General features: G+C 42.7%; 22 protein-coding genes. 17 read left to right on the forward strand and 5 right to left on the reverse strand.

Annotation, left to right across the window (positions count from 1 at the left end):
- The 11 genes from der to V7K25_RS03705 form a co-directional block, all read left to right on the forward strand.
- Window positions 1-1,314 (forward strand): ribosome biogenesis GTPase Der (gene der / locus V7K25_RS03655; RefSeq protein WP_335155165.1); only part of this gene is annotated, 1,314 nt, incomplete at its 5' end.
- Between the two features lie 159 nt (window positions 1,315-1,473).
- Window positions 1,474-2,391, forward strand: a complete 918-nt coding sequence (locus V7K25_RS03660; protein ID WP_335155167.1) for an energy-coupling factor transporter transmembrane component T family protein — start codon at window positions 1,474-1,476, stop codon at window positions 2,389-2,391.
- A 22-nt stretch (window positions 2,392-2,413) separates the two neighbouring features.
- Window positions 2,414-3,952, forward strand: a complete 1,539-nt coding sequence (locus V7K25_RS03665) for an anthranilate synthase component I (RefSeq protein WP_335155169.1) — start codon at window positions 2,414-2,416, stop codon at window positions 3,950-3,952.
- Window positions 3,953-4,646: 694 nt separating this feature from the next.
- Complete coding sequence (pipX, locus tag V7K25_RS03670) at window positions 4,647-4,925, forward strand: transcriptional coactivator PipX (protein WP_109010971.1); 279 nt, start codon at window positions 4,647-4,649, stop codon at window positions 4,923-4,925.
- Complete coding sequence (locus V7K25_RS03675; protein ID WP_335155171.1) at window positions 4,922-5,590, forward strand: YggS family pyridoxal phosphate-dependent enzyme; 669 nt, start codon at window positions 4,922-4,924, stop codon at window positions 5,588-5,590. The genes pipX and V7K25_RS03675 overlap by 4 nt, the downstream gene beginning before the upstream one ends.
- A 364-nt stretch (window positions 5,591-5,954) precedes the next feature.
- Window positions 5,955-6,557 (forward strand): cell division protein SepF, encoded by a 603-nt coding sequence (locus tag V7K25_RS03680; RefSeq protein WP_334744616.1) that lies wholly within the window; start codon window positions 5,955-5,957, stop codon window positions 6,555-6,557.
- Between the two features lie 106 nt (window positions 6,558-6,663).
- On the forward strand, window positions 6,664-7,482 hold the full coding sequence (gene proC, locus V7K25_RS03685) for a pyrroline-5-carboxylate reductase (protein ID WP_335155173.1): 819 nt from the start codon (window positions 6,664-6,666) through the stop codon (window positions 7,480-7,482).
- A gap of 120 nt (window positions 7,483-7,602) precedes the next feature.
- Window positions 7,603-10,281, forward strand: coding sequence for a DEAD/DEAH box helicase (locus V7K25_RS03690; RefSeq protein ID WP_335155175.1), 2,679 nt, complete (start codon window positions 7,603-7,605; stop codon window positions 10,279-10,281).
- Between the two features lie 334 nt (window positions 10,282-10,615).
- Window positions 10,616-11,218, forward strand: a complete 603-nt coding sequence (locus V7K25_RS03695) for a hypothetical protein (RefSeq protein WP_335155177.1) — start codon at window positions 10,616-10,618, stop codon at window positions 11,216-11,218.
- 33 nt (window positions 11,219-11,251) lie between these two features.
- Window positions 11,252-11,554 (forward strand): helix-turn-helix domain-containing protein, encoded by a 303-nt coding sequence (locus V7K25_RS03700; RefSeq protein WP_335155178.1) that lies wholly within the window; start codon window positions 11,252-11,254, stop codon window positions 11,552-11,554.
- A gap of 129 nt (window positions 11,555-11,683) precedes the next feature.
- Window positions 11,684-14,374: a TonB-dependent siderophore receptor gene (locus V7K25_RS03705; RefSeq protein WP_335155180.1), complete on the forward strand. Its 2,691-nt coding sequence runs from the start codon at window positions 11,684-11,686 to the stop codon at window positions 14,372-14,374.
- 317 nt (window positions 14,375-14,691) lie between these two features.
- Here the strand turns inward: V7K25_RS03705 and V7K25_RS03710 are convergent, their stop codons facing one another.
- Window positions 14,692-15,075: a hypothetical protein gene (locus V7K25_RS03710; protein WP_335155182.1), complete on the reverse strand. Its 384-nt coding sequence runs from the start codon at window positions 15,073-15,075 to the stop codon at window positions 14,692-14,694.
- A 17-nt stretch (window positions 15,076-15,092) separates the two neighbouring features.
- Between V7K25_RS03710 and V7K25_RS03715 the strand changes: the two genes are divergently transcribed.
- The 4 genes from V7K25_RS03715 to V7K25_RS03730 all read left to right on the forward strand — a co-directional run bounded on the left by V7K25_RS03715 (window position 15,093) and on the right by V7K25_RS03730 (window position 18,689).
- Complete coding sequence (locus V7K25_RS03715) at window positions 15,093-15,275, forward strand: hypothetical protein (RefSeq protein ID WP_335155184.1); 183 nt, start codon at window positions 15,093-15,095, stop codon at window positions 15,273-15,275.
- A 319-nt stretch (window positions 15,276-15,594) separates the two neighbouring features.
- Entirely contained in the window at window positions 15,595-17,571 is a 1,977-nt protein-coding gene (locus V7K25_RS03720) for a heavy metal translocating P-type ATPase (RefSeq protein ID WP_335155186.1), read from the forward strand.
- Between the two features lie 111 nt (window positions 17,572-17,682).
- On the forward strand, window positions 17,683-18,378 hold the full coding sequence (locus V7K25_RS03725) for a hypothetical protein (RefSeq protein ID WP_335155188.1): 696 nt from the start codon (window positions 17,683-17,685) through the stop codon (window positions 18,376-18,378).
- Between the two features lie 182 nt (window positions 18,379-18,560).
- Window positions 18,561-18,689, forward strand: coding sequence for a hypothetical protein (locus V7K25_RS03730; RefSeq protein ID WP_335155189.1), 129 nt, complete (start codon window positions 18,561-18,563; stop codon window positions 18,687-18,689).
- Between the two features lie 425 nt (window positions 18,690-19,114).
- Here the strand turns inward: V7K25_RS03730 and V7K25_RS03735 are convergent, their stop codons facing one another.
- Window positions 19,115-20,203, reverse strand: a complete 1,089-nt coding sequence (locus tag V7K25_RS03735) for an aromatic ring-hydroxylating dioxygenase subunit alpha (protein WP_335155191.1) — start codon at window positions 20,201-20,203, stop codon at window positions 19,115-19,117.
- 336 nt (window positions 20,204-20,539) lie between these two features.
- Between V7K25_RS03735 and V7K25_RS03740 the strand changes: the two genes are divergently transcribed.
- Window positions 20,540-20,974, forward strand: coding sequence for a heavy metal-responsive transcriptional regulator (locus V7K25_RS03740; RefSeq protein ID WP_335155193.1), 435 nt, complete (start codon window positions 20,540-20,542; stop codon window positions 20,972-20,974).
- Window positions 20,975-21,216: 242 nt separating this feature from the next.
- Here the strand turns inward: V7K25_RS03740 and V7K25_RS03745 are convergent, their stop codons facing one another.
- The 3 genes from V7K25_RS03745 to V7K25_RS03755 form a co-directional block, all read right to left on the reverse strand.
- Window positions 21,217-21,444, reverse strand: coding sequence for a hypothetical protein (locus V7K25_RS03745; RefSeq protein WP_335155194.1), 228 nt, complete (start codon window positions 21,442-21,444; stop codon window positions 21,217-21,219).
- Window positions 21,445-21,463: 19 nt separating this feature from the next.
- A complete protein-coding gene (locus tag V7K25_RS03750) occupies window positions 21,464-23,773 on the reverse strand; it encodes a heavy metal translocating P-type ATPase (protein ID WP_335155196.1) in 2,310 nt (769 codons plus the stop codon).
- Window positions 23,774-24,011: 238 nt separating this feature from the next.
- Window positions 24,012-24,206, reverse strand: a complete 195-nt coding sequence (locus tag V7K25_RS03755; protein ID WP_194042273.1) for a heavy-metal-associated domain-containing protein — start codon at window positions 24,204-24,206, stop codon at window positions 24,012-24,014.
- A 386-nt stretch (window positions 24,207-24,592) separates the two neighbouring features.
- Here V7K25_RS03755 and V7K25_RS03760 point away from each other — a divergent pair, with 386 nt between their 5' ends.
- The gene (locus tag V7K25_RS03760; protein ID WP_335155198.1) at window positions 24,593-26,032 is read left to right on the forward strand and encodes an RtcB family protein; all 1,440 of its coding nucleotides are present in this window, start codon (window positions 24,593-24,595) and stop codon (window positions 26,030-26,032) included.
- The last annotated feature ends 337 nt before the right edge of the window (window positions 26,033-26,369 follow it).

A 26,369-nucleotide genomic window follows, 5' to 3' on the forward strand; every position in this document is an offset into this window, starting at 1 on the left:
GTTAATCGACTCGCCGGGGAACAAACGGCGATTGTCCATGATGAACCGGGAGTGACACGCGATCGCACTTATCTACCAGCTTTCTGGAATGGTCGCGAATTTTTGGTAGTAGACACTGGTGGTTTAGTTTTTAATGATGATACCGAATTTTTACCACTGATTCGCCAACAGGCAATGACAGCCCTTGCAGAAGCGTGTGGTGCTATTTTTGTTGTAGATGGTCAAACAGGCCCCACCTCGGCAGATTTAGAAATTGCCGAATGGATGCGCCAACAAACTGTACCTGTGCTACTAGCTGTAAATAAATGTGAATCCCCAGAACAAGGCTTAATGCAAGCTGCCGAGTTTTGGGAATTGGGATTGGGCGAACCTTACCCCATCTCCGCGATTCATGGAAGTGGCACAGGAGAATTACTCGACGAGTTAGTTAACCACATACCTGCTATTGAAGACATCCCAGACACGAATGAAATCAAAGTAGCAATTGTGGGACGCCCGAATGTAGGCAAATCGAGCTTACTGAATTCTTTTGTAGGAGAAGAGAGGGCAATTGTCAGCCCAATTTCTGGCACAACCCGCGATGCTATTGATACCGTCATTGAACGAGAAGGGCAAACCTACCGTTTGATTGATACCGCAGGCATTCGCAAAAAGAAACACATAGAATACGGCACAGAATTCTTTAGTATTAACCGTGCTTTCAAAGCGATTCGCCGCGCTGACGTGGTTTTATTAGTAATAGATGCCGTAGATGGAGTCACTGAGCAAGACCAAAAATTAGCTGGGCGGATTATCGAAGAAGGTCGAGCTTGCATCATCGTCGTTAATAAGTGGGATGCTGTCGAAAAAGACTCTTACACAATCTACGACTACGAAAAAACTCTGCAATCGCGGTTACATTTTACCGAATGGGCAGAAACAATTTTTGTAAGTGCCTTGTCAGGACAACGGGTAGAAAAAATTCTCGAATTGGTGAAAACTGCGGCTGAATCACACAAACGCCGTGTCAGCACATCAGTAATTAACGAAGTCTTAACAGATGCCGTCAGTTGGCATTCACCGCCAGCATCTCGTGGTGGGCGTCAGGGCAAGATTTATTATGGTACACAAGTAAGTAGCCAACCACCAACGATCGCACTATTTGTCAATGATTCCAAACGCTTCAACGACAACTACCGTCGCTACATTGAACGCCAATTCCGGCAACAGCTAGGATTTAAAGGCACACCAATTATCTTGCTGTGGCGGAGCAAAAAAGTCCGTGATGCTGAAATTGGTAATGTTAATAGAGCAACTCGCGTCAAAATAAGTTAGGAGACGCGATGAATCGCGTCTGTACAAGAGAGAGCGATGAATCGTGTCTGTACAGGAGTTATGAGTTAAAAAAGCCAAAATTGCTATTTTTAAGCCTATGTCAACATAATAGGTTAACCCAGAAGTCAAAACTCCTAACTCCTAATTCCTAACTTTCAAATGGATTTATTGCGATCGCTGCCACTTGGACTTTATTTAGAACAACCTCAAACTTGGCTGCATAAAATCGATCCGCGAGTCAAGTTCGCCTGGTTGATGAGCTTTTTAACAAGCTATGTTTTAGCTAACAACTTTTGGCGGGTGCTGCTAGTTGTACTATTGATTCTTGCCACCTTGATTGCCAGAATTCCCCGCCGAGTATGGCAGCAGCAAATGGGTTGGCTATTAATGCTATCGTTTTTTGTCTTAGCGATCGGAGCCATCAGTCCTGATGGAATGGGTGTAGATTATCAGCCACGCCTCCCAGCTAATGAACAAATATTAACCCAGGCAGTAAACCCCAAAAATATTATTCAAGAGCCAGCAAGTAATAACAAATACAGCTATGTGCTATTTCACAAAGGGCCAGTCAAAGTAACTCGCTATTCCTTGGATTTGGCTGTACGTCTGAGTACAATTATATTTACCGTAATTTACAGCACCAACCTGTATCTGCTGACAACCGCACCAGAAGAAATCACATCTGGCATAGAAAGCCTAATGCAACCCCTGCGACGCTTTAAGTGGCCTGTCACCGAAATTGCTTTAACTTTAACCTTATCCTTGCGCTTTATCCCCCTAGTTTTAGAAGAAGTGCAAAACTTATTTCGCTCCGTGATGACAAGGGCAATTAATTGGAAAAAGCTAGGATTGAAAGGAGGATTTAAAGTTTGGATGACAGTCGCAGAGAGATTGTTAGAAAATCTGCTCTTACGAGCCGATCAAATGGCGAATGCAATGATGGTGCGGGGTTTTACCAGTCCCAACGAGCATCGAGTGCAGTGGCACGACTTACGATTTAAAGGGCGTGACTGGCTTGCGATCGCAACTTTAATTTTATTCTGGGGAATACGGCTAGCTATAGGAACTCAGGTCTAATTTTGCAACGCTTATAAACAGTATGATCAAGGCTTGGTATTGGCGATCGCTACCCTTAGAAAAGCGCACAGGTTCGGAAGTTTTTGCTGCTCTTTTTCACTCCACCTCCACACCGGGAATTGCTACCCTACTGGAAAGTCCCTACCCAACGCCAATCGATCATCCTCAACTCAGCCGATATTCTATCTGTGCAGGCGCTCCTCGCCTAGTCGATGGCATCCCCCAGATGTGGACACCAGAAGTAGGAGAAGTTTTTCCCTTCCTAGAAAAGCTCTTACAGCAAGGAGTGGGGAGAGATGAGGGGGATGAGGTAGTATTTTCTCTGCCATCTCCCCCTGCTCCCCCCGCTTCTTTGCCTCCCCATCTCCCCTTCACGGGCGGTTGGTTAGGTTGGCTAGGCTACGATGTAGCATGGGAAATTGAACAGTTACCATATCGTAAAATTGATCCCCTACCATTTCCTATAGCTTTTTGGTATGAACCAGATTGTTTTGCCGTTTTAGATCACGCGCAACAAATTCTTTGGCTAGCCGCCAGTGATGCAAGTAAACTCGATGAGTTCCAGCACAAATTAGAGAACAGAAAAGGAAAGTTGGGGAACAAAGTAGAATTTTCTCCCCCATCTCACTCATCTCCCTCGCCTCCTCAGTTTTTGACATCGCAAGCAGATTATGAAACAGCTGTAAACCAGGCAAAAAAATATATTCAAGCTGGAGACATCTTTCAGGCAAATCTTTCATTGCGATTTCAAGCGTCTACATCGGCTTCTGGTTGGGAAATTTACCAAGCCTTGCAAAAAATCAATCCTTCTCCTTTTGCTAGCTATTGGCAAACGCCTTGGGGGGAAGCGATCAGTTGTTCGCCGGAACGGTTGGTAATGTTGCAAAATCGGCAAGCCGAAACCAGACCGATCGCTGGGACGCGATCGCGTGGTGCCACTCCACAACAAGATATGCAACTAGCACAAGATTTACTCAGCAACACCAAAGAACGTGCAGAACACATCATGCTGGTGGATTTGGAACGCAATGATTTAGGGCGAGTTTGTGAATGGGGAACGGTTACTGTTGACGAATTGCTGACAACTGAGCGATATAGCCATGTAATGCATCTTGTCAGCAACATCAAAGGTACTTTAAAAGGCGAATACACTGCCATTGATTTGATTCGCGCCACGTTTCCAGGTGGCACAATCACAGGTTGTCCCAAAGTCCGTTGCATGGAAATTATCGAAGAACTAGAACCCGTGCGACGCAGCTTGTTCTACGGTTCCTGCGGCTATTTAGATTGGCGTGGTCATTTAGATTTAAATATCTTAATCCGCACCCTGCTACTAGCCCCTGTGTCTCAAGAAGCAGGGGGAGCAGAGGACACAGGGGGAGTAAATTCTTCTTTATTTCCGCACTCAAGACACATCCCCCAGCACTCAGCACTCAACATTGTCTGGGGACAAGTTGGCGCGGGAATTGTCGCAGACAGCGATCCTGAGAAAGAATGGTATGAATCTCTGCACAAAGCTCAAGCACAACTGGCAGCCCTGAAAATGCTAGATAGGGAATAGGGAAGGATGAGGGCGATGAGGAAGAAGCAGGGCAATACGGTTCGGATAAGACTCGATCCCCCCAACCCCCCTTAAAAAGGCTTGCTCAAAATGGCTCTATTTCCCCCTTTTTAAGGGGGACTAAGGGGGATCTTTAAGACCTATGCACCTTAACTGAACCGTATTGAGAGGCAGGAAAGCAGGGAGCTATTATGGGGGAGAATAAAAAATTACTTCTTTCTCTTTCCCCTCTGCTCCCTGCTCCCTGCCCTTCTGCCTCTTTCCACTCCCCACTCCCAAATTTTGTGCCATTCAGCCACACTTGTGGCAGTATGGAAAGAAGTTGAGAAGTTAGCTGTTGCCGTTGGGAATTTCAAAGGGTGTTTTCCCTTGCCACGCTAAAGTTTCAATAAGAGGGTCAGCACTGTTTTATGCTTTGTGCCGCCAGGTTCGTGTATTTGAGTCACCAAAGCATAAGGCGAAATCTATGACAAGCCTCTACTCTTCGAGTCTACGTTTCGCGTGTCATGTTGTACCATTTCGCTTCACTACCACTAGCTTCATCTGCCCATCAGAAACTAGATCAAGGTCTTCGCAACCGCAGTTTTGCATTTTAAGGAAATATTCTGACGAATGTTGGTATTATCGTCTGAATGTTTGGAATTCACTGCGAAAAGATATACATACTCCACCTTGACTACACCTTGACTCTTAAATGAATCCAGAAAACGCAGAAACTTACATAAACCATCCAACTTGGGGTTTACTTTACAAAATCTGTATGGTTGATGAAAACCAGGATTTGTTCACCACACTTTATGCGCAGCGATTGTTTTTTTTGGTTGCAAATGACGTTAAAGGTGTTAAATTCCAGTCTCTAGGACGGACTGAGGCTAGAATGATGTTGGAAAATCGCTTACGTACCCTGCGGCGCAGTGGACAATCTCAAGAGTACGATCAGCTTCAAAGTGTTTTCCAACGCACCTTCCAATGAATAGTTCGATTTCCGAACGTATTGTTTCCATTCGCTCCTCTCTACCAACTTCAGTCAAATTGATTGCTGTTAGCAAGCAAGTTCCTGCCCAGGCCATTCGGTCTGCCTATGCCGCAGGAATTCGTGATTTTGCGGAGAGTCGTATCCAAGAAGCCGCCAGCAAACAAGCCGAGTTGCAAGACTTACCGGATATTACCTGGCACTTTATTGGACATTTGCAAAGCAATAAAGCCAAAAAAGCCATTGAACAATTCTCTTGGATTCACTCCGTCGATAATTTGAAGCTGGCACAGCGTTTAGATCAATTGGCACAACAGCTAGGAGTGAGTCCCCAGGTTTGCCTGCAAGTGAAAATTCTCCCCGATCCCAACAAGTCTGGTTGGAGTGTGCCAGAACTTTTAGCTGATTTACCCACACTCGATCAATACAAAAATTTACAAATTCAAGGTTTGATGACAATTCCACCTTCAGGATTAAATGATCCCGAAATTTTGAATGTATTTAATCTCAATCGTGAGCTAGCAAAGAAAATCCAGGAGCAGAACTGGTCACATATTAAAATGCAGCACTTATCTATGGGTATGTCAGGCGACTACGAACTGGCAGTGCAAGCAGGTGCAACGATGGTACGATTAGGAACAATTTTGTTTGGCGATCGCTCCTAGCCTTTGCCGATCAGCCTTGCTCTTCAGTATTAATAGAGATCAGGATTTGATGACAAGAATTTTGTAGCAGACTGGTGCAATTAGAAACAAAGGATATAGTATTGACAAAAGCAATCGCTAAGGGAAAATAGGGTAAAAAGAACTTCCCTTCGGACAAACCTTAGGATATAATCTTGACTCATTATTATGTTTAGGCGATGCACAGACCTTTGCATAAAGTGTCAGTTCATCGCCAAAACCAGTAGTATGGGTTACAAATAGCAATATACTTGCTGAAGTATCCACCGATGTAGCGCTCGCTTTTACTCAATCAATCCTAAGCCAAGTCAATATCGGCTATTCGCACCAGGAGAGTACACAGACAATGAACAATATATTTTCTAAACTCAGAGACTTTGTGGGTCTAAATGAGCAAGTTGAATACGAGTATTACGAAGAAGAACCAGAAACAGATAATAATTACCAAAATCTGTATCAGCAAGAAAATCCCCAACCAGCAGCACCACAGGAAAGCCCAGCCGCTCAAAATCGACGCTGGCGGGAACCAGTGCCTACAATGGGAGATGATATAACAGCAGGTTCAAAGCCAATGGGGAATGTGATTGGTATGCCAGGAGCAATTAACGGAATTTCGGAAGTTTTAGTACTCGAACCACGCACCTTTGAAGAAATGCCTCAGGCAATTCAAGCGTTGCGAGAACGCAAGTCAGTGGTATTAAATCTGACAATCATGGATCCAGATCAAGCTCAACGAGCAGTAGATTTTGTTGCAGGTGGTACTTACGCACTAGATGGACATCAAGAGCGCATCGGTGAGAGCATCTTCTTATTTACGCCAAGTTGTGTCCAAGTTAGCACCCAAGGTGGCGTTCTTCATGAAGTACCACAACCCCCAGCACGCCCTTCTCGTCCTACAGGTTCTCCAAATCAAACCTGGGGCAACGAAACTAACCGGATGGCACAATAAAGTTAAATTAGTTGTTAGTCCTTTGTCCTTTGTGATTAGTCATAGATTTTGATAATAGTGACAAATGACAAAGGACAACCGACTAATGACAAATGACAAATGATAAATGACTATAAAATTTGGTTTAATTGGTGGTGGGGTAATGGGAGAAGCGCTCTTATCCCGCCTTATTGCGCGTGGAATTTATCACTCATCAGAAGTTATAGTTAGCGAACCGCTATCTTCACGCCTAGATTTTTTAAAACAGCAATACAATGTTGCTGTGACTACAGACAATAGCCAAGTTTTCGCTCAAGTCAAAGAAGTTGTCTTTTTGGCAGTAAAACCGCAGGTGTTCAGCGCGATCGCTCAAGAATTAACAGATATTGATCTTCTTAATAAAGAACACTCACCTCTAATCATTTCCATATTAGCAGGTGTGCCTTTGAGTCAGCTAGAAGCTGCATTTGTGCAATTGCCTGTTATCAGAGCAATGCCCAACACCCCAGCAACAGTGGGAGCAGGAATTACCGCCATTTGTTCGGGTGCATATACCAATGCCAAGCACCACCAAATAGCACAGCAGGTTTTTTCTGCTGTGGGGGAAGTCGTAGAAGTCTCAGAAGGGCTGATGGATGCAGTCACAGGGCTATCTGGTAGCGGCCCGGCTTACGTGGCGCTACTAGTAGAAGCACTTGCTGATGGCGGAGTATCCGCAGGTTTACCTAGAGCAATTGCTAATCAACTAGCATTGCAAACCGTACTAGGAACAGCGAAACTGTTACATGAAACCAAAATGCACCCAGCAGAACTTAAAGATCGCGTTACCAGTCCTGGTGGTACAACCATTGCGGGAATTGCCAAGCTAGAACAGGCAGGATTTCGTTCAGCTTTAATAGAAGCAGTCAAAGCTGCCACAGAGCGATCGCAAGAACTGGGAAAATAATAAAGAGTCATTAGTCATTGGTCATTTGTGAAAAACTAATGACTAATGACAAATGACTATTAACGAAGTTGACAAAAGACTCGTTAGTATAGTAAACAATCTGGTTGCAAATGTGATTGAGTGAATTATCCTGCACCGTCTCCAGAACTTGACCTAGGGTCTATATTTCCCTTTGATCTGGATCAGTTTCAAAAAGAAGCGATCGCGTCCCTAAACGCCGGACGCTCCGTAGTCGTATGTGCCCCTACAGGTTCGGGCAAAACATTAGTCGGGGAATACGCCATTTATCGCGCCTTGGCGCGAGGAAAACGTGTATTTTATACTACTCCCCTAAAGGCCCTGTCGAATCAAAAATTACGTGACTTTCGAGAAAAATTCGGGTTTGATCAAGTCGGACTGTTAACTGGAGATGCCTCCATTAACAGAGATGCACCGATTTTAGTGATGACCACAGAAATTTTCCGAAATATGCTCTATGGCACACCCATTGGGCAAGTCGGCATCTCATTAGTAGACGTTGAAGCGGTGATACTTGATGAGTGCCACTACATGAACGATCGCCAGCGCGGTACTGTTTGGGAAGAATCAATCATCTATTGTCCCCGAGAAGTACAACTGGCAGCCCTCTCAGCAACGGTTGCCAACAGCGATCAACTCACCGATTGGCTAAACCGCGTTCACGGCCCAACTGACCTGATTTACTCCGATTTTCGCCCAGTTCCCTTGGAATTTTACTTTTGCAATCCCAAAGGGTTATTTCCCCTGCTAAATGATAGCAAAACCAAAATTAACCCCCGCCTTATTCAGAAGAAGAAAGGGAGAGGGGGAGAAAGGGAGAGGGGGAGAAGTGGTAGACCGGAGGCTCCTGGAATCGTTTTCACCTTGAGCCAGTTAGAGCAACGGGATATGCTACCAGCGATTTACTTTATTTTCAGCCGCCGGGGATGTGATAAAGCCGTGGCGGAAGTTGGTGATTTATGGCTGGTAAATAATGAAGAGTCCCAGATTTTACGGCAACAGATTGATGACTTTTTAGCCCGCAATCCCGAAGCCGGGCGTTCTGGGCAAATTGCACCTCTATACCGGGGAATTGCTGCCCACCACGCCGGAATTTTACCTGCTTGGAAAGCACTGGTAGAAGAACTATTTCAGCAAGGGCTGATTAAAGTAGTATTCGCCACTGAGACACTAGCGGCAGGAATTAATATGCCCGCCCGGACAACAGTAATTTCTACCCTTTCCAAACGTACCGATACTGGACATCGCTTGTTGAACGCTTCCGAATTCTTGCAAATGGCGGGACGAGCAGGCCGCCGAGGGATGGATAAACAAGGTCATGTGGTGACAGTCCAAACTCCCTTTGAAGGAGCTAAAGAAGCAGCGTATTTGGGAACATCCAAACCAGACCCCCTTGTAAGCCAGTTTACGCCCAGTTATGGCATGGTACTCAACTTGCTGCAAACACACACCCTAGAGCAAACCAGGGAACTGATAGAACGCAGCTTTGGGCAGTACATGGCCACCTTGCATTTAAGACCAGAATACGATGAGATTGCCGAACTGCAAAACCAATTAGCTCAACTACATGAGCAAATCGCCGCAGTTGATGAAAATGAACTGGCTGTTTATGAAAAATTGCGGCAACGCCTGAAAGTAGAACGCCAGATATTGAAAACCTTGCAAGAGCAAGCGCAGGAAGATAGACAAGAAGAATTGGGGATGATGTTGGGATTTGCAGTGTCAGGAACTCTGTTGAGTCTCAAAGGTAAAAACATCACAGTGTCTACACCTGTAACCGCGGTGTTAGTGGGCAAATCGCCTGGTTCTGGTCAAGCTCCTTACTTGGTATGCTTGGGGCACGATAATCGCTGGTATGTGGCAACGACAGGGGATGTAGTCGATTTGTATGCCGAACTGCCGCGAATTGAAGTGCCACCTGATTTACTACCACCGCCAGAGATGCCTTTGAAGCCAGGACAATCACGCCGGGGTAATCAAGAAACATTTGCGATCGCCGCGCGTATTCCCAATCCAATAGAATCTTTGAATCTAGCACCAGAAGTAGCAGAACAACTCAGTCGCACTGCTGCCATCCAAGAGCAATTAGAAGCTCATCCCCTACATCAATCAGGCAATGCTGCCACGCTTTTCAAGCGCCGGTCCCGCTATGTCGAACTAGAAGCCGAACTTGAACAGGTGCAAGGGCAAGTAGAGCAACAGTCACAACGTCATTGGGAAGAATTTCTCAATTTAATCGCAATTCTGCAACACTTTGGCGCTTTAGATAACTTAGTGCCCACAGTATTAGGGCGAATTGCTGCCGCCATTCGAGGCGAAAATGAATTGTGGCTAGGTTTAGTATTCGCTAGTGGTGAATTGGACAACTTAGATCCGCATCATTTAGCCGCCGCCGCCGCCGCTTTGGTGATGGAAACTCCCCGTCCAGATAGCAAAGTTAACTTTGAACTTAGTAATGAAGTTGCAGAAGCCTTAGCAAAATTGCGCGGAATTCGCCGCCAAATGTTCCAACTACAACGGCGGTATAACGTAGCGCTGCCTATCTGGTTGGAATTTGAGCTAATTGCCATAGTCGAACAATGGGCGCTAGGAATGGAGTGGATAGAACTCTGCGAGAATACCACCTTGGATGAAGGCGATGTGGTGAGAATTCTACGGCGGACGTTGGATTTATTATCGCAAATACCCCACGTTCCCCATTTGCCAGACTCTTTCCAACGCAATGCTCATCGGGCGATGCAGTTGATTGATAGATTCCCTGTGAATGAGGTGGTTGAATAAGGGACTTCCAAATAAAAAAACATCCCAAAACTGACGCAAAAATTCTCTCTTATAAGGTCAGCACAATTCGCTTTTTCGCGCATTTGCCCATTCGCAATTAATGCCCACGGATAAATCCGGGGGCTTGAACCAAGCAAAGTTTAAAATTTATCTATCTATAAAATGAATTTAGGGGCTTGTACCATCAAGGAATAATTGGTCAGTAGTTCAACTTGTATAAGGTTAAAAAACAAGTAATAATTAATCTCAATAAGCTTTGGTTTGATTAATCTCTACCACCTACCATGACTATTACTATAACAGCGCTGGAAGGAGGAGGCAGAAGCTGAAATGAATGAATAACCTGCAAAACCCAGAGCCAGATGAGTTTATTTATCAAGTGCCTAGTTGGGAGGGTAAAGGATATGAGCGAGAGATTAAAGTGCATCCCAATCTCTCACTTTGTATTACGGACATAGAATTTCACCATGACTTGCAAAGAAAAATTATTGAATGGGATCATCCCCTACAATTTAAAGTTACCCTTTTAGGCAAAAGTCTAGACGAGCACGGAGGACAGGTTGGGGAAGGCTACACACTCATTTCTGGTAGCGGCGTGCAACGAACAAGGTTAGTGGCAACTCCAAAAGGTCAGTACACAAGTGTTGACATCGAGATGACACCTAATTTACTCAGAACCTTTTTCCCGACAGAGGATGGAGATATTTCTCCCCATTTGAAGTTTCTCACAAAGAGTAATGATTGGCAGACATTGATTTACCCGGAAATTACAACCGCTATTCAAGGAGTAGCACAGCAAATCGTTAACTGTCCCTACCAAGGAATGATAAAGCGGATGTATTTGCAGGCAAAGATCCAAGAATTAATGGCGTTGCAGTTAGCTCCCATTCTGGCAGAGTCGGATGGACTGCAACCATACCCACGACTAAAGGCTTAAACTATTGTCCGTATTCACCATGCTAGGGATATTTTGCTTTCCCGTCTGGAGAATCCGCCATTGATACCGGAATTGGCGCAACTTGTGGGAGTGAGCGATCGCACTCTCGGTAATGGATTTAGAGAACTCTTTGGCACAACGGTGTTTGGTTATCTTACCAGTAAACGTATGGAACAAGCAGAGCAATTACTACGCTCTGGTAAATTAACTGTGACTCAGGTTGCCAATTTAGTGGGTTATGCCCAACAAGGACACTTTGCGATCGCCTTCAAACGCAAGTTCGGCATTACACCCAGTGAATGTTTGTCAGGGAAAAAGAATATTTCCAGCTCTTAATGCCGTTTTGCGACTGTAATGCCGTTTTGGATATAGACCCACCCGCGATCGCTTCTCTATACTCAGCCAATATTGCAATTAATAACTATATGCAATAAGCATTTTAATCAAAACGGTGTGGGGAGCGGTATGAAAAGTTGGCAGCCCAATATCTATCTATGGGTAACAGCAAGCGTGGTCGGAATTATCAGCGCCGTGGTAACTCAACCTGCTTGGGCAGAAACAAAACTTGAGAATAGAGATAAATTATCTCAAAAAGCTATTGACAGTTCACTTCAACAAATAGATTCTTCTGCACAGGGCGATCGCCTGACAAAGCGGGGGGATCAAAAAATCTGGCAACTGAGCGACCTAGAAACCTCCATCACCAGCGCTCAACAATTGCTAGTGCAGTTGCCCACACCGCAAACTACACCCACGCCAACAATTACACAAATAACAGGGGTAAAAGCAAACCCTACAGAAAAAGGTGTGGAGGTAATTTTACAAACCACTCAAGGGGAAAAATTACAACTTATAAACCGCAGTGCTGGTAATAATTTTATTACCGATATTCCTAACACCCAATTGAGTTTACCATCGGGCGAGGGTTTCACCTTCCGCTCGGAAAAACCCCTTACGGGAATTACTGAAATAACAGTCACAAACATAGATGCAAATACTGTGCGAGTGACGGTGGTGGGTGAAAAAGCTTTGCCTACGGTTGAGTTATTTGATGATAATGCAGGGCTGGTTTTTGCCGTAGCATCTACTGCAACAGCGACACAGCCACCACAGCAACCCCAAACACCGCAAGCCGACAAAAAGCCAGCAAGCGAGACACCCCAGGATGAGCCGATTGAGTTGGTGGTGACGGGGGAGCAAGATACGTATAACATACCAGATTCGTCAACTGCCACTAAAACCGACACACCATTGCGCGATATTCCCCAATCGATTCAGGTGGTGCCGCGACAGGTGCTGGAAGATCGCAACGTCAGAAGTGTAAATCAGGCAGTGGAAACGGTCAGTGGCGTTGCTGATGGCGGAAATAACTTCGGTGCGCCTTCAGGAAGCAGAATCATTAGAGGATTTAATCAAAGCGGAAATTTCCGTAATGGTTATCGAGATACTGATTTCTTCAGTTTGACAGGCGTTGGGACGATTGAACAAGTAGAAGTTCTCAAAGGCCCCGCCTCAGTTCTATTCGGAGCCGTAGAACCGGGTGGAATTGTCAACGTTATCACCAAACAACCCTTGAGTGAACCCTACTACAGTCTCGGATTTGAGGCGGGGAATTTTGGCTATTATCAGCCCAGCATTGATTTCTCAGGCCCATTAAATGCCGATAAAACTGTACTCTATCGCTTTATTGCGAGCTATCAAAGTTCGGAGGGGTTTCAAGATTTCGTCAAAACAAATATAACCACGATCGCACCCTCAATCACTCTCAAATTGGGGGATAGAACAGACCTGAATCTATACTATGAATACACTAACTATAATGGATATCCTAATGAGTCTGGCAGTTGGTTTTTCAGCGATGGTAGCTTCCTGCCTCGGAATATCTTTCTCGGTTATCCTAATTTAACCTTTATTGATGCCAAGACTCAAAAATTTGGCTACATCCTGAATCAAAAGTTGAGCGACAACTGGCAGATTCGTAACAATTTTTCAGTGGCTACTACTAGAACTAGAGACGCATTTGCTGGAGGATCATATCTAGTTGATGATAGTTTTCTAGTAGGTATTAATGCTGAAAGACGTGGATACTCAATAGATAATTATTTTGGACAGCTCGACTTGCTTGGAAAGTTTAAGACGGGATCGATTTCGCACCAACTTTTAGTGGGTTTTGATTTTAATCGCAATGTTCAGACTTTTGAGGCTTTTATTTCCGATTCTGCTCTTCCTAATCTAAATATCTTCAACCCAGATTACAATATTTCAAACCCCGTATATATTCCAAATTATAGTTTCGATTCATATACTCAATCTTATGGTGCTTACCTTCAAGATCAAATCAGTATTTTAGACAGTCTGAAGCTATTAATTGGCGGGCGCTTAGATTGGGTTTCACTGAATGGGACAAATAGCGGAATTGATTCTCCTGAACAAAATGATAGTGCTTTCAGCCCCCGAATTGGGTTAGTGTATCAGCCGAGTAAATCGGTTTCTCTCTACACCAGCTATAGTCAATCTTTTCTTCCTACCTCTGGATTCAATCCTGATGGTAGAGCGTTTAAGCCGACCAAAGGAACCCAATATGAAGCAGGCATTAAAGCTGACTTTCTAGACGGAAAGCTTTCAACAACATTGGCAGCCTATCAAATCACCAAGACGAATATTACAATACAAGACCCAAATGACCGTAATTTTCAGATTCAAGTAGGGGAGCAAAGGAGTCAAGGGATTGAGTTAGATATCGCGGGTGAGATTTTACCAGGGTGGAAAGTGATCGGTTCTTATGCCTATACCGATGCAGAAGTTACCAAGGATATTGACATTTCTGTAGGTAACAAATTGCTGGGTGTCCCAGAAAATCAAGCTAGCCTCTGGACAACCTATGAAATCCAGAAGGGCGATCTCAAAGGTTTAGGATTTGGTTTAGGTCTTTTTTATGTGGGTGAGCGGACGGCATTTTCAGACAACTCGGTTGAACTACCCAATTACTTGCGTACCGATGCGGCGATTTACTACCGTAGAGATCGCTTAAACGCTGCGATCAATATTCGTAATCTATTTGATACAGACTATTTCCGAAATAGCTATGGTTACACTTTAGGTCTTGAAAGAGGTGCGCCCTTGACAATCATCGGCTCTATTCGTTGGGAGCTTTAACTCGCTGTTGTGTTGGTAATCGGCTGAACAACGTGTTGCAATCTTTGAGAGGACTAGGACTTGCCTTAAAACTATTGGTGATTATTCTCCATGCCTCATTACCCATACCCAAAAACTCCATTCACAAGGGTATGGAGTTTTTTATTTGAGGGGTTTAAAATAGTACTACAAACTGCCCCAAAAATCAATTTACATTTGACCAAATATATAGTAATGGTAAGTGGTTAAAAATGCTTTTTTGGCTTCGTATATGTTCTATACGTGATTAATCATGTGTATCTAACAGAAGTTATAGTCGCTGTCAACGGTTTTCAATCTTAGTACACCAAGTTCCCAGTACCCTGCAACTGACGCAAAGAATTTATACATAGCGGGCAGTCACATTTAAATAACCTAATTGCAGCATCACTTTCCGCATCAGTAAAATTCAACATGGCAATATTCTGATCTGATACTGATGTGACAATGGTCGAGGAACGTGCAGATGAGGTATACGGTACCTTTCTCTCTGAATCTCGAATGCACACAAAATCTGTTCCACCATGTGGATTAGTGATACAGGTACGACCGTCTTGTGTGTGCATCAATCGCTGTGTAATACTGCCACTAGCATGGGCAGGATGAAATGCCACCAGTGTAGACATCATCGATACAAAGATTGAGGAAGTGGAAAGCAAATTCAGAAGAATTTTTTTGTTCATGGATTTACTTGAGAAAATTGTCTACTAGTTTAGGGTATTCGATTCACTTTCAAACTTCAAGTGGATTTTCCCTAAGAATAGCTAGCCTGACACTTGTTATCCAAGAATGTTCCCTATCTACCCAGTGCGATCGCCAATTAGCTGCTACAGCAGAATTCAGATGGCTTGAAAACCTTAGTCGTCTACTTGAGCAAATTTAAATCCGCTCTATATCCCCAAGATGGTGATTGTTGGCTTGATGTCAGCAATTCCCTTTTGAAATCTTATCTTATACAGAGCGATGAATAGCTCACTACGAACAAAAGTCATTTCGTACATTATTCTATACAACTAAGAATCAGTATAAATATCTTTACAAGCTTAAAAAGCTTAATTTTAGCTAAAAATAGGATAAATATTGAACAATAAATTTGATATAGATTCTCGTTCTTAAATTATCAACTTGTAAAAAGTTCTTTTTTTCATTAAAGTTGAAAAAAGGCTCATATATCAAGTAATTTACTAGCCTCAACAGAAAAAATGAAGCAGAAAGTACATTCAGAATCTTCAGGTTCTTGCAACTGTGAACATGACCATCACGAGAATCATAATCATGATGAGAATCATAACCATGACCACAATCACGACCACGGTGGAGAATTCAATCTGAAAAATGAGGTATTGCCTTTAGTAGCGATTTTAAGTTTATATGCGCCTGGTGTAATTTTTGAAAATCAATTACATAATACATTCTACTCAATAGGTGAATATCTGCTTTTTATCCCAGCTTATTTATTAAGTGGATGGAGTGTTTTAAAAACTGCTGGGCGCAATATTCTCAAAGGCAGAATATTCGATGAAACGTTTTTAATGGCAGTAGCGACACTAGGGGCGATCGCAATTCATAAGTTACCCGAAGCTGTCGGAGTTATGTTATTTTATAAAATTGGGGAATTGTTTCAGGATATTGCCGTTAGTCGTTCCCGTAATTCCATCAAAGCTTTATTAGAAGTACGTCCAGATTATGCCAATATTCAAACAGAGGGAGAACTAAAAAAAGTATCCCCAAATACAGTAAATATTGGAGATATTATCGTCGTAAAACCTGGGGAAAAGATTCCTTTAGATGGTGAGATTATAGATGGGAATTCGCAAGTCGATACATCTGCATTAACTGGAGAGTCTGTACCACGATCGGTAAGGTTGGGAGAGACAGTTTTGGCTGGGATGATTAATAAAATGGGTGTTCTCAGCATTAGAGTAACAAAACTATTTGATGACTCTTCCATTGCTAAGATTTTAGACTTGGTGCAAAATGCCAAAAGTAAAAAAGCAGAAACAGAAAAATTTATTACCAAATTTGCCAGATATTATACGCCAATAGTAGTTTTTACATCTCTAGCAGTTGCATTATTACCTCCTTTACTCATTGCTGGCGCAACTTCTTCAGAATGGGTTTATCGCGCTTTAATTTTACTAGTTATTTCCTGTCCCTGTGGACTAGTTATCAGTATTCCCTTAGGTTACTTTGGAGGCGTAGGAGGTGCAGCTAAACGTGGTATTTTGATTAAAGGTTCTACTTTTTTAGATGCTTTAAATGCAGTGAATACAGTTGTTTTTGATAAAACTGGAACGTTAACTCACGGCGTATTTAAAGTAGCAAAAGTAGTACCATCAAATGGCTACGTTGAACAAGAATTGCTGCAATTAGCCGCCAAAGTAGAATTACACTCAAATCATCCCATTGCTCAATCTATCCGCAAAGCTTATGGTGGAAAAATTGATGAATTTGAGGTGATAGATTATGAAGAGATAGCAGGTTATGGAATTAAAGCCAAGGTTGAAAATAGGGTAGTGATAGCGGGAAGCGATCGCCTATTACATAGAGAGAATATTGCTCATGATAATTGCCAGTTAGAGGGAACAGTTATTCATCTAGCAGTAGATAATATTTACGCTGGATATATTATCATTGCTGATGAAGTAAAAGAAGATGCAAGACTTGCTATTCAAGCACTCAAGAGAATGGGTGTAGAGAGAATAGTAATGTTGACAGGAGATAATCAAGCGATCGCATCCCGGATTGCTGAACAACTAGGTATAGATGCTTACGAAGCAGAGTTATTACCAGAAGAAAAAGTCAATGCCATTGAGAAGTTAATCAGCACCGTTGGCAAGCATAGTAAAGTTGCCTTTATTGGGGATGGCATTAATGATGCGCCAGTGATTGCTAGAGCAGATGTTGGTATAGCAATGGGTGGGTTAGGCTCAGATGCAGCGATAGAAACAGCTGATATTGTAATCATGACAGATGCGCCCTCAAAAGTGGCAGAAGCAATACAAATAGCCAGAAAAACCCGCACAATTGTTTGGCAAAATATTGGTTTTGCGTTAGCAATTAAAGGTGTATTCATTGGATTGGGTATTTTAGGCGTAGCGACAATGTGGGAAGCTGTATTTGCTGATGTGGGAGTAGCTTTACTTGCAATTTTCAACGCAACTAGAGTGATGAAATAAATTTATTGGTAAATCGGGAATCTGTAATTAGGAAATTGTAGAAGTTAAAACTGAAAAGCAATAATTGAATATATTGAATACTCCCAAATCGGATTCTCCCAGAGGTAGACTGTGAACCCATCTATTAAAAGTATCGCTACGGTTGCGTTAGCTTTACTATTAACTAACCCAGTAGTTGCATTACCACAAAAAACCAATCAACCGCCAACCGATGCGCGATGTCTAACGACAAGCCTCTGCGCGTCTACGCAACTCTCAAAAGACACCTTAATCGTTCCTGGGGAAAGAATTGGGCCGATAACACGCAAAACCACCAAGCAAGATTTAGCCAAGCTGTTTGGTGCATCCCATCTCGTTGACAAAACCATTTCTGGCCCTGAAGGAATGGGTAGTTTTGCAGCTACTCAGGTAAACCTAAATCAAGGACGCTCTCTGCTAGTAGTTTGGAGTGATAATACTCGTACCAAACCTTTAGATGTGCGTAACCTGGGTTCAGCTTGGAAAACCCGCGAAGGTATTGGAGTGGGAACCCCATTGAGCGAATTACGCAAGAAGTTAGGTGATTTTAAACTCTATGGATTAGCGTGGGATTACGGCGGTACTATTTTGTTAGATAGTAGCCGATTATCCCGCGATCAGGGCAAACTCATCCTGCGAGTAGATACGGCTCCCAATGCTTCTGAAAAGTTCCCCAATGACTACCAAGCAGTATCTGGGGATGGTACTTTTTCCTCCAGCAATCGCCACTGGAAACCTTTGGGAATTAGGCTAGCAGAAATTATCGTTGTATTGAATTCAGGTGAGTAGTAGTATGTTAAACACCAGTTTAGCTTTCTGAAAGTATTACAAAGAATGAAAAAAACTCAGTGGGAAAACCGTAAACATTCTGGGAGCAATTAGTTATTGGGATTGATTTTCTCTCATTTTTTCCAATAAAACAATCAAAAAACGCCGATGATTATCATCTTGGCAGGTAGAAGTTAAAGCAGATGAAGAAAGCTGTAGCTATTGAGGCTGGTACGGCAGTAAAGTTTCAATTAGAACAGCAGCTTCTTGATAAAGAGGCAAAACTGGCACATGTTAGCGATGAACTAGATAAACTTGAGTCTGCATTGTAATCATGAGACTATGTAAATATACAGTTATTTGGCTGATGAAAATCAGGATTTTTTGACCGAGAAAATAAGGAAAACATAGATATTAAGTTAATTGGTGTTTGTTTATACTATTTCAAATTTTTGTAATGGTTATACTCATGACTTAGGTTCTACCTGGGAATTAGGAAGTGGCTTTGCCACTTCTTTTTATTTATCTGCTAGCCTAGTAAAAAATAAATTAAAAGTTCAAAGTAATTTCATTGAACTTTTATTAATTGTTATACCATTTACCAAAATACCTGCTATTTATGGCTACATTTTTAGGGACGTGCATCTCGCCCCTAGAGCCGATTTATTTGTTGCAAAGATTGTTGACAATGCTATGATTTCGTGTGCATTTAATTGATTGAGCAGCCTGACGCAATTCTGGGCATATAGAAATAATGTTAGTCATTACTCATTTTATCTTGCCATCTCTCACGCTTGGGCTTGCTTTCGACATCACGCGATCGCACTTCTTGCCAAGTCCCCCACATTAGGGATTGCTGTTTTTCAACATGGTTAATAAACTGCATGATCGACTGATCTGCTTTGATGGGAGTTTTCAAATCAAACTGAATTGTTTGAAGAATCTTAATGTCACCCATGAGAAAGTACTTAGCTGCAATCTTAGTCAGCCATAGCACAACTCGATTGTATAACCAACCAAAAATTCCTTTACGTTTTTTAGTCATCAACAGAACTTGACCTTCAGTTTTTCCTGCTTCGTGGAGGCGAACTGCAACCATCATGTGGACATAGAAGAAATCAGGGCCAAGTGTCACAATGCCAATGCTACCATACCAATAGCAAATACTGTAAGTTATGGCATTTTTATAGAAAATACGAATGAGCTTAATGAAAAAGAAATTGTCTTTGATAGGTGTAGTATTACTGAAGATAATTGCATTCTCGTTCAGTTCTTGTCTTTCAAAAATAATTTCTATTGGCAGCTTGTGAACTGTATTGAGGTGTTGAGCATCAATCGCATTAATCATCACCACGCTGGGGTGACAGTTCATCACAAAATGAGAATGGATGGCGACATCACACTCTTTTTGTTCCAACTCTGGAACAAAAGGTAAGGGTTGTTGTGGTATTTCTCCAGTCCAAACCCAAATCATCCCGTATTTCTCAGCAGTAGGCCAAGTTTGTAATTTTAAGGAAGGTGGTGTATCTAAACATGGAATATCAATACACATCCCCTCAGCATCAAACTTCCAGTGGTGGAAAAAACAACGTAGTGCATTACCCTCAACTTTGCCTTCAGCAAGGTGAGCGCCCATGTGTGGACAGTAGGCATCAAAGGTAGTTACTCTTTTGTCTTTACCCCGGTAAATCACTAGTTCTCTGCCCAAAATTGTTACAGGTTTTACTTCACCCACCCGCAGATTTTGAGAGGGTATTACCCAATACCATCCCTCAATAAAATGCTCTGGATTATTGAAGTTTTTAGGTTTACGGGTTGAGATAAAAGTCTGCGAGTTGAGATTCATTTTATGGTTTCACTTGAGGTGAAGCTATTGATCTAGAAGTAACATGAGAACAAGAAAAAAACAGTTACTTTCAGTACCATGAGAAACAGTTACCTAATAAAATGAGCAAATTAAAAAGACTAAATATTGAGTTAAGTTTATTAAAAATGTTAAAATTATGCTAGCCAAATGTCAGCTTATATCTATAAAAAATAGATATTTGAAAAATCACAACTTAGTAATATCTCTAATTGGATAAAAATTAAACTACGGACACCAAAATTTTGCTAACCTCTCAAAGGAGTTAATATATTAGAAAAATATGTAATAATAATTACAATAATCGGGAAATCTGCCATGTTAACTCAGGAGACAAAACTGCTTTTAATTGGTCAGGTAACAGATATAAGCAAAATCCCTATCAGGACAATTCGCTATTACGAGAGTTTAGGCTTAATTAAATCATCAAGACGAACAGAGGGAGGCTTCCGCCAGTTTTCATTGGATGTGCTGACTCGTCTAGCATTTATTAAAAGGGCACAAAATCTTGGTCTTAGCCTAGAGGAGATAGGAAATATTCTTCAGGTTTATGACCAAGGACAAGCTCCCTGTGGTGAAATTCAAGAAAAGCTCGAAGAAAAGCTATCGCAAATTGATCGCCAAATTGATCAGTTGTTAACTTTACGGTCTGAAATAAAGGGATTACTTTCAGGCTGGAAGAATATAGGCGGACAGCATGAGGATACAATTTGTCCTATTATTCAAAACACTAGTACCGCAGGACGGAATTAAAAATTAAAAATGAATACAGCGTCAGCATTTCATTAATTTGGAATGGGTGCTTTATTGGTGTCGTGCTGTACTAGTACTTTGTCAAACTAGTTTTTAGTATTTGTAGTGAGGACTTTAGTGTTTATAAAATAAGGACTAAAGTCCTTAGTACGAACTTGTTTAGCCATTAATTTAAACTTGAGAAACTACTAGGAAAGGCAGAATTAAAAATTAAAAAATAAAGCAATTTTTTTGTTCCTCATCTAAGACTCAGGACTTTTATAGAGAAGAAACCACCACAACTCTAGTCCAATCAAGGCTAAACCTGCGATCGCAACCCCAACTTTCAAGCCCAAAGGTTGCTCAATCTGGTGAAATTGGCTGTTTTGCTCTGGCGAGTGGGCTGGCATTTCTGCTAATGCTACACCTGATGTTCCAGTGAGAAGCACTAAAGTTGTAAGGCTTCCCCAAAGCATTTTTTTACTGAACATTTCCTAAATTATCCTGAAATTATGAGATAGTTTTTGGTTGAAAATTACGCAATCTGAGGGCATTACTAACAACAGAAAGCGAAGAAAGAGCCATCGCAGCGCCGGCAATAATTGGATTGAGTAACCAACCAAAGATAGGGAACAAAATTCCAGCCGCAATGGGAATACCAATAACGTTGTAAATAAAGGCAAAGAAGAGATTTTGCCTGATATTGTTGATAGTGGCGCGACTAAGTTGAATAGCTGTAACAATTCCTTGTAAATCGCCAGAAATTAGGGTGATATCGCTAGCTGCGATCGCTACATCTGTTCCTGTCCCAATAGCGATTCCTACATCAGCTTGTGCTAGGGCTGGGGCATCATTTATACCATCACCTACCATTGCAACAAGGGAATGGGGGGATGAGGGAGAATAATAATTGTTTGCTTGCTCCCCCTGCTTCCTCTGCTCTCTTTGAAGGGATTGGATAATCGCGGCCTTTTGATCTGGACGGACTTCGGCAAAGATTCGCTGGATGCCAACTTGTCTTGCGATCGCATCAGCAGTTTTACGATTATCTCCGGTAAGCATTACTACTTCTAAACCTAACTTCTGTAAAGCTTTCACTACTGCTGTTGAGGAAGGTTTGAGGGCATCGGCAATACCCATTATTCCTTGCAGTTCGCCATCTACAGCAATCAAAATTACTGTTTTACCAGCCGCTTCCCAGTCATCTTTATACTGCTGGAGACTTACGGTATTAATTTCAAGTTCTGTTAACCAGCGTTGTGTACCAATTTGCACAAGTTGATTTGAAACAACTCCTTGAACACCACTACCTGCATTAGCCTGAAAGTTCTTTGCCTCTGTTAAACTCACCTCTTGAGACTGGGCATATTTCACCACTGCTGCCGCTAAAGGATGCTCAGAATTGTGTTCTACCGTTGCTGCTAACTGTAAAAGCTTGATTTCATTACCATTAGCTGTGCCATTGATAGTTACAAAGTCTGTAACTGTAGGTTTACCCTGAGTCAAAGTGCCAGTTTTATCTAGAACGATGGTTTGAATTTTGTGTGCTAGTTCTAAGCTGTCTGCACCCTTAATCAAAATGCCATTTTCTGCACCTTTGCCAGTCCCCACCATTACAGAAGTGGGGGTAGCTAAACCCAAAGCACAGGGACAAGCGATAATTAGTACACCTACCGTTGTCATTGTTGCTAGGGTAAGGTTGCCAGTGAAATTAAACCAAATGACGAAAGTGGCGATCGCGATCGCAATCACAGCTGGTACAAACCATCCTGTAACTTGATCTGCCAAGCGTTGAATTGGTGCTTTAGAACCCTGCGCTTGTTGCACTAGTTTGACAATTTGAGCCAAAAACGTATCATTTCCGACTCGTGTCACCCGAAACTGAAAAGCACCTGCACCGTTAATCGTCGCCCCAATCACCTCATCTCCCGCCTGCTTTTTGACTGGCAAACTTTCACCCGTCACCATCGCTTCATCTACCGTCGAAGCGCCTGTAATCACTTCACCATCTAATGGAATCTTTTCACCAGGACGCACCAAAATCACATCATTAATTCTGACTTCGGCGATAGGAACATCAATTTCTATTCCATCACGGATAACTCTGGCATCTCTAGCTTGCAATCCGATGAGTTTGCGGATGGCTTCAGAAGTTTGCCCCCTAGCGCGATTTTCTAGTAACCGCCCCAACAAAATTAAGGTAATGACAATGGCGGCAACTTCGTAATAAATATGAGGTATTAAGCCCTGAGCAATAAAAAAGTTTGGGAAAATAGTGACAAACAAAGAATAAATATACGCTGCACTTGTGCCCAAAGCGATTAGCGTGTCCATCGTCGCCGTATGGCGCTTGAGGGATTTCCAGCCATTGCGGTAAAAAGATCCACCACACCAGAAGACGACGGGAGTTGTCAGCAGTAATTGTATCCAAGGATTTTGTAAGAACCTTGGAATTAAAGGCAAGTTCAACCCAGTCATCATAGGGAACGACCCCAAAAATAGGAAAATGCTGATTATACCTCCCACCACTACCTTGAGGGAGAGTTCGCTCTGTAATGCTTGCCTACTCGCAATCTCTGCATCATCTTCTTCGGTGAGCAATTCTTCCTGGAGTGAGTAAGAAGAGTATCCCGCAGATGCGATCGCACTTTGGATTTTCTCTAAATTGGCTAGAGAGCGATCGTACTTGATAGCGGCTTGTTCTGCTCCAAAGTTAACGTTGCAGTCCCTTACCCCAGGAACAGAGCGAATTGCCTTTTCGATGTTGTTGGCGCAAGCGGCGCAACTCATGCCTCGAAGTTTGAGTGTGAGAGTATCCATGTTGGGGATTAGGGATTGGGGATTAGGGATTGGGGATTAAGCTAAAACACATCTCATTTGCATATCAAAATTTTATTAATATCTTGTGGGGTAGGCATCTTGCCCGCCCTGATTATGCAACTTGAATGTCGATTAGCTTAGGGATTGGGGATTAGGGGTTAAGAATTGGGAATTAGAGACTCGTTCATTCACTTCAAAACCTCAAATCTCCCAGTACCCAGTCCCCAGTCCCCTTTCTTTAAGCAACTGGATAACCAGCAGCAGCTAACGCTTCCTTAATTGCTGTTTCTGATGCTTGAGTTTCTACACTGACAAGCTTGGTTGTTGGATCAGCCTGAACGTTAGCATTGGCATCGACTGCCTGAAGTGTTTTGGTGATGGTACTTGCACAAGCAGAACAAGCCATATTGGGAACTGTGAGTTGGAGAGTCATAGATTTACGGGATAGAGTGGAAAGCTAGCCAAACCAAAGTGGATGACTGGGGGAAATCCTTCAACAGTCAGAAATAACTGAAAAGAGAGTCGCCTTGAATTTATCCTAGACTCTCTAGCCGGCTGGAGAGTCTAGAGAATTTTAAAAGTTTTTCGCTAAACTTCAAATTTCTTTACAGACGTAGTACATAAACGGCTAAAAATACAAAATACTACAAAAGACTTGTTTCCCGATGCAAGTGTGTGTTATTAAGGCTATATAATCTGTTGTTTTCCCCACAATTCTGGGAAATGACCTCCGCACCACTTGAGACGCGGCTGCTGAACCCAAGTCTCCTAATCTCTTCACAACAAAAGGTCTTTTTTAAGACTTTATTTGGAGTTTTCATGCAGCCAAAAAATTTGAAACGTCTCCTGCGTGCTTTAGAGCGGCAGGGTTTAGATGTAACTTATAATAATCGTACTTATTCAGTTCGTTTAGTTAATTCTCCTGATAGCCCTGTAGCAGAAGTGCTACTGCCAGAAGGCTTCCCGGTAGAAGCTAAAGCATTAAAGCAGTTAGCAAATTTGGCAAGCGTCCGTCACCCTTCAGGTGGATGTGTTTGTCGTGCCTGTGCTACGCCAGACTTTCACCCAGGTGATGCGGGCATTGCCATTGGTTCAGTTGTAGAAACTGTGGGTCAAATTATCCCTGGCGCTGTTGGTTCTGACATCAATTGTGGAATGCGCCTGCATGTTGCTGATTTGACAATCGATGAATTTTTGGTAAAGCGCGACCAATTCGTAGAACGGATGAAGGGGGATTATTTCTTCGGTACGCGTGATGTAACGATGACTGCTGACGCAATGCGATCGCTATTTCAGTACGGAGTTCCTGGTTGGCTGGATGCCATGCTATATCGGGCTACAGGGAGTGTAATCAAATCTGATTTGCAACAACTTGCCCAAGAGAGCGATCGCATCTTCTTAGGTGGTTCAATGGATGGTAACTGGAAACTTGCGCCTGAAGAATTGGTTCCCGATGCTGGACTGGTACGCGATGGCGGACTGGCAACTATTGGCGGGGGTAATCATTTTGTAGAAGTGCAGCGAGTTGATAAAGTTGAAAATCGCCCACTTGCCCACGCCTGGGGAGTGCGCGAGGGACAGCTAGCTTTTATGATTCACTCCGGTTCCCGAAATGTGGGTAAGTATATTGGGGGAATATGGCGAGATAAAGCTAAGGCGACTTGGCAAAAAGGTCTGAAGTACCCTGATTCTCTGATTTTTCCTCTCTCTACTTATTCTCACCCCGAACTAGTCGCCAGTTACCTGCAAGCTGAGGCTACTGCTGCTAACTATGGGTTTGTAAATCGCCTGTTGTTAGCAGAACTGCTACGTCTGCGTTTGCGAGAAATATACAAAGATGTGGAAGCACCTCTAGTTTATGACTTGCCCCATAACATTACCTTGCCAGAAGGTGAGGGATGGGTAACACGCAAGGGTGCAAGTCCAGCCCATGTAGGGCAACCTGTGATTATCCCTGGTTCAATGGGTGCTTATTCTTATCTGATGGTGGGTAGAGGCAATCCAGCATTTTGTAATTCTGCCTCACATGGAGCGGGAAGAATTCATTCTCGCTTCGACCTCAACCGCAGAGGTGCATCTCAAAGTGAGGCGGAACTGGGATTAACCGGAGTAGACTGCATCACCCTGCGTCAAGAACGCCGAATTGAAGAAGCACCCTTTGCCTACAAACCGATTCAGTCTGTGATTGATGTGCAGGTTGAAGCAGAAATGGTAGACGTTGTGGCGCGGTTAAGTCCGGTGTTGACCTTTAAGGCGTAGCCCCTAAATAAAAAGCCCCTGGTCAACACCAGGGGTATCCATCTTTATTCCCTGATATTAGGATCGCATCTATGGAGCCATTAAAAATCTGGATAATGCAATTAACGCATAAAGTTAATGCTTATTTTGCAATTAATTAGTTATACCAATTCACGAAAATCCTGGTACATATAGATTTCTCGTAGGGGCATGGCATTGCCCATTGGGGTCAACTTAACGCGAAACGAGCGGTTAGAAACCACTTTTGGGTGCATCCTAGTTTTTATTATTCGATGAAATATTAAAATTTAATATGTTATTGCGTTCGCAATGACAGAAGATTGTTAGATTTTGCAAA

This window comes from Nostoc sp., from assembly GCF_036919495.1.
Classification (GTDB): domain Bacteria; phylum Cyanobacteriota; class Cyanobacteriia; order Cyanobacteriales; family Nostocaceae; genus Nostoc.

Bases quoted from the DNA above. Each gene is read 5' to 3' on its own strand.
- pipX (WP_109010971.1), top strand. From the start codon at position 4,647: ATGAATCCAGAAAACGCAGAAACTTACATAAACCATCCAACTTGGGGT.
- V7K25_RS03740 (WP_335155193.1), top strand. From the start codon at position 20,540: ATGTTAACTCAGGAGACAAAACTGCTTTTAATTGGTCAGGTAACAGAT.
- V7K25_RS03720 (WP_335155186.1), top strand. From the start codon at position 15,595: ATGAAGCAGAAAGTACATTCAGAATCTTCAGGTTCTTGCAACTGTGAA.
- proC (WP_335155173.1), top strand. From the start codon at position 6,664: ATGACTATAAAATTTGGTTTAATTGGTGGTGGGGTAATGGGAGAAGCG.
- V7K25_RS03735 (WP_335155191.1), bottom strand. From the start codon at position 20,203: ATGAATCTCAACTCGCAGACTTTTATCTCAACCCGTAAACCTAAAAAC.
- V7K25_RS03660 (WP_335155167.1), top strand. From the start codon at position 1,474: ATGGATTTATTGCGATCGCTGCCACTTGGACTTTATTTAGAACAACCT.
- V7K25_RS03675 (WP_335155171.1), top strand. From the start codon at position 4,922: ATGAATAGTTCGATTTCCGAACGTATTGTTTCCATTCGCTCCTCTCTA.
- V7K25_RS03695 (WP_335155177.1), top strand. From the start codon at position 10,616: ATGAATAACCTGCAAAACCCAGAGCCAGATGAGTTTATTTATCAAGTG.
- V7K25_RS03730 (WP_335155189.1), top strand. From the start codon at position 18,561: ATGAAGAAAGCTGTAGCTATTGAGGCTGGTACGGCAGTAAAGTTTCAA.
- V7K25_RS03710 (WP_335155182.1), bottom strand. From the start codon at position 15,075: ATGAACAAAAAAATTCTTCTGAATTTGCTTTCCACTTCCTCAATCTTT.
- V7K25_RS03705 (WP_335155180.1), top strand. From the start codon at position 11,684: ATGAAAAGTTGGCAGCCCAATATCTATCTATGGGTAACAGCAAGCGTG.
- V7K25_RS03680 (WP_334744616.1), top strand. From the start codon at position 5,955: ATGAACAATATATTTTCTAAACTCAGAGACTTTGTGGGTCTAAATGAG.
- V7K25_RS03745 (WP_335155194.1), bottom strand. From the start codon at position 21,444: ATGTTCAGTAAAAAAATGCTTTGGGGAAGCCTTACAACTTTAGTGCTT.
- V7K25_RS03665 (WP_335155169.1), top strand. From the start codon at position 2,414: ATGATCAAGGCTTGGTATTGGCGATCGCTACCCTTAGAAAAGCGCACA.
- V7K25_RS03760 (WP_335155198.1), top strand. From the start codon at position 24,593: ATGCAGCCAAAAAATTTGAAACGTCTCCTGCGTGCTTTAGAGCGGCAG.
- V7K25_RS03755 (WP_194042273.1), bottom strand. From the start codon at position 24,206: ATGACTCTCCAACTCACAGTTCCCAATATGGCTTGTTCTGCTTGTGCA.
- V7K25_RS03750 (WP_335155196.1), bottom strand. From the start codon at position 23,773: ATGGATACTCTCACACTCAAACTTCGAGGCATGAGTTGCGCCGCTTGC.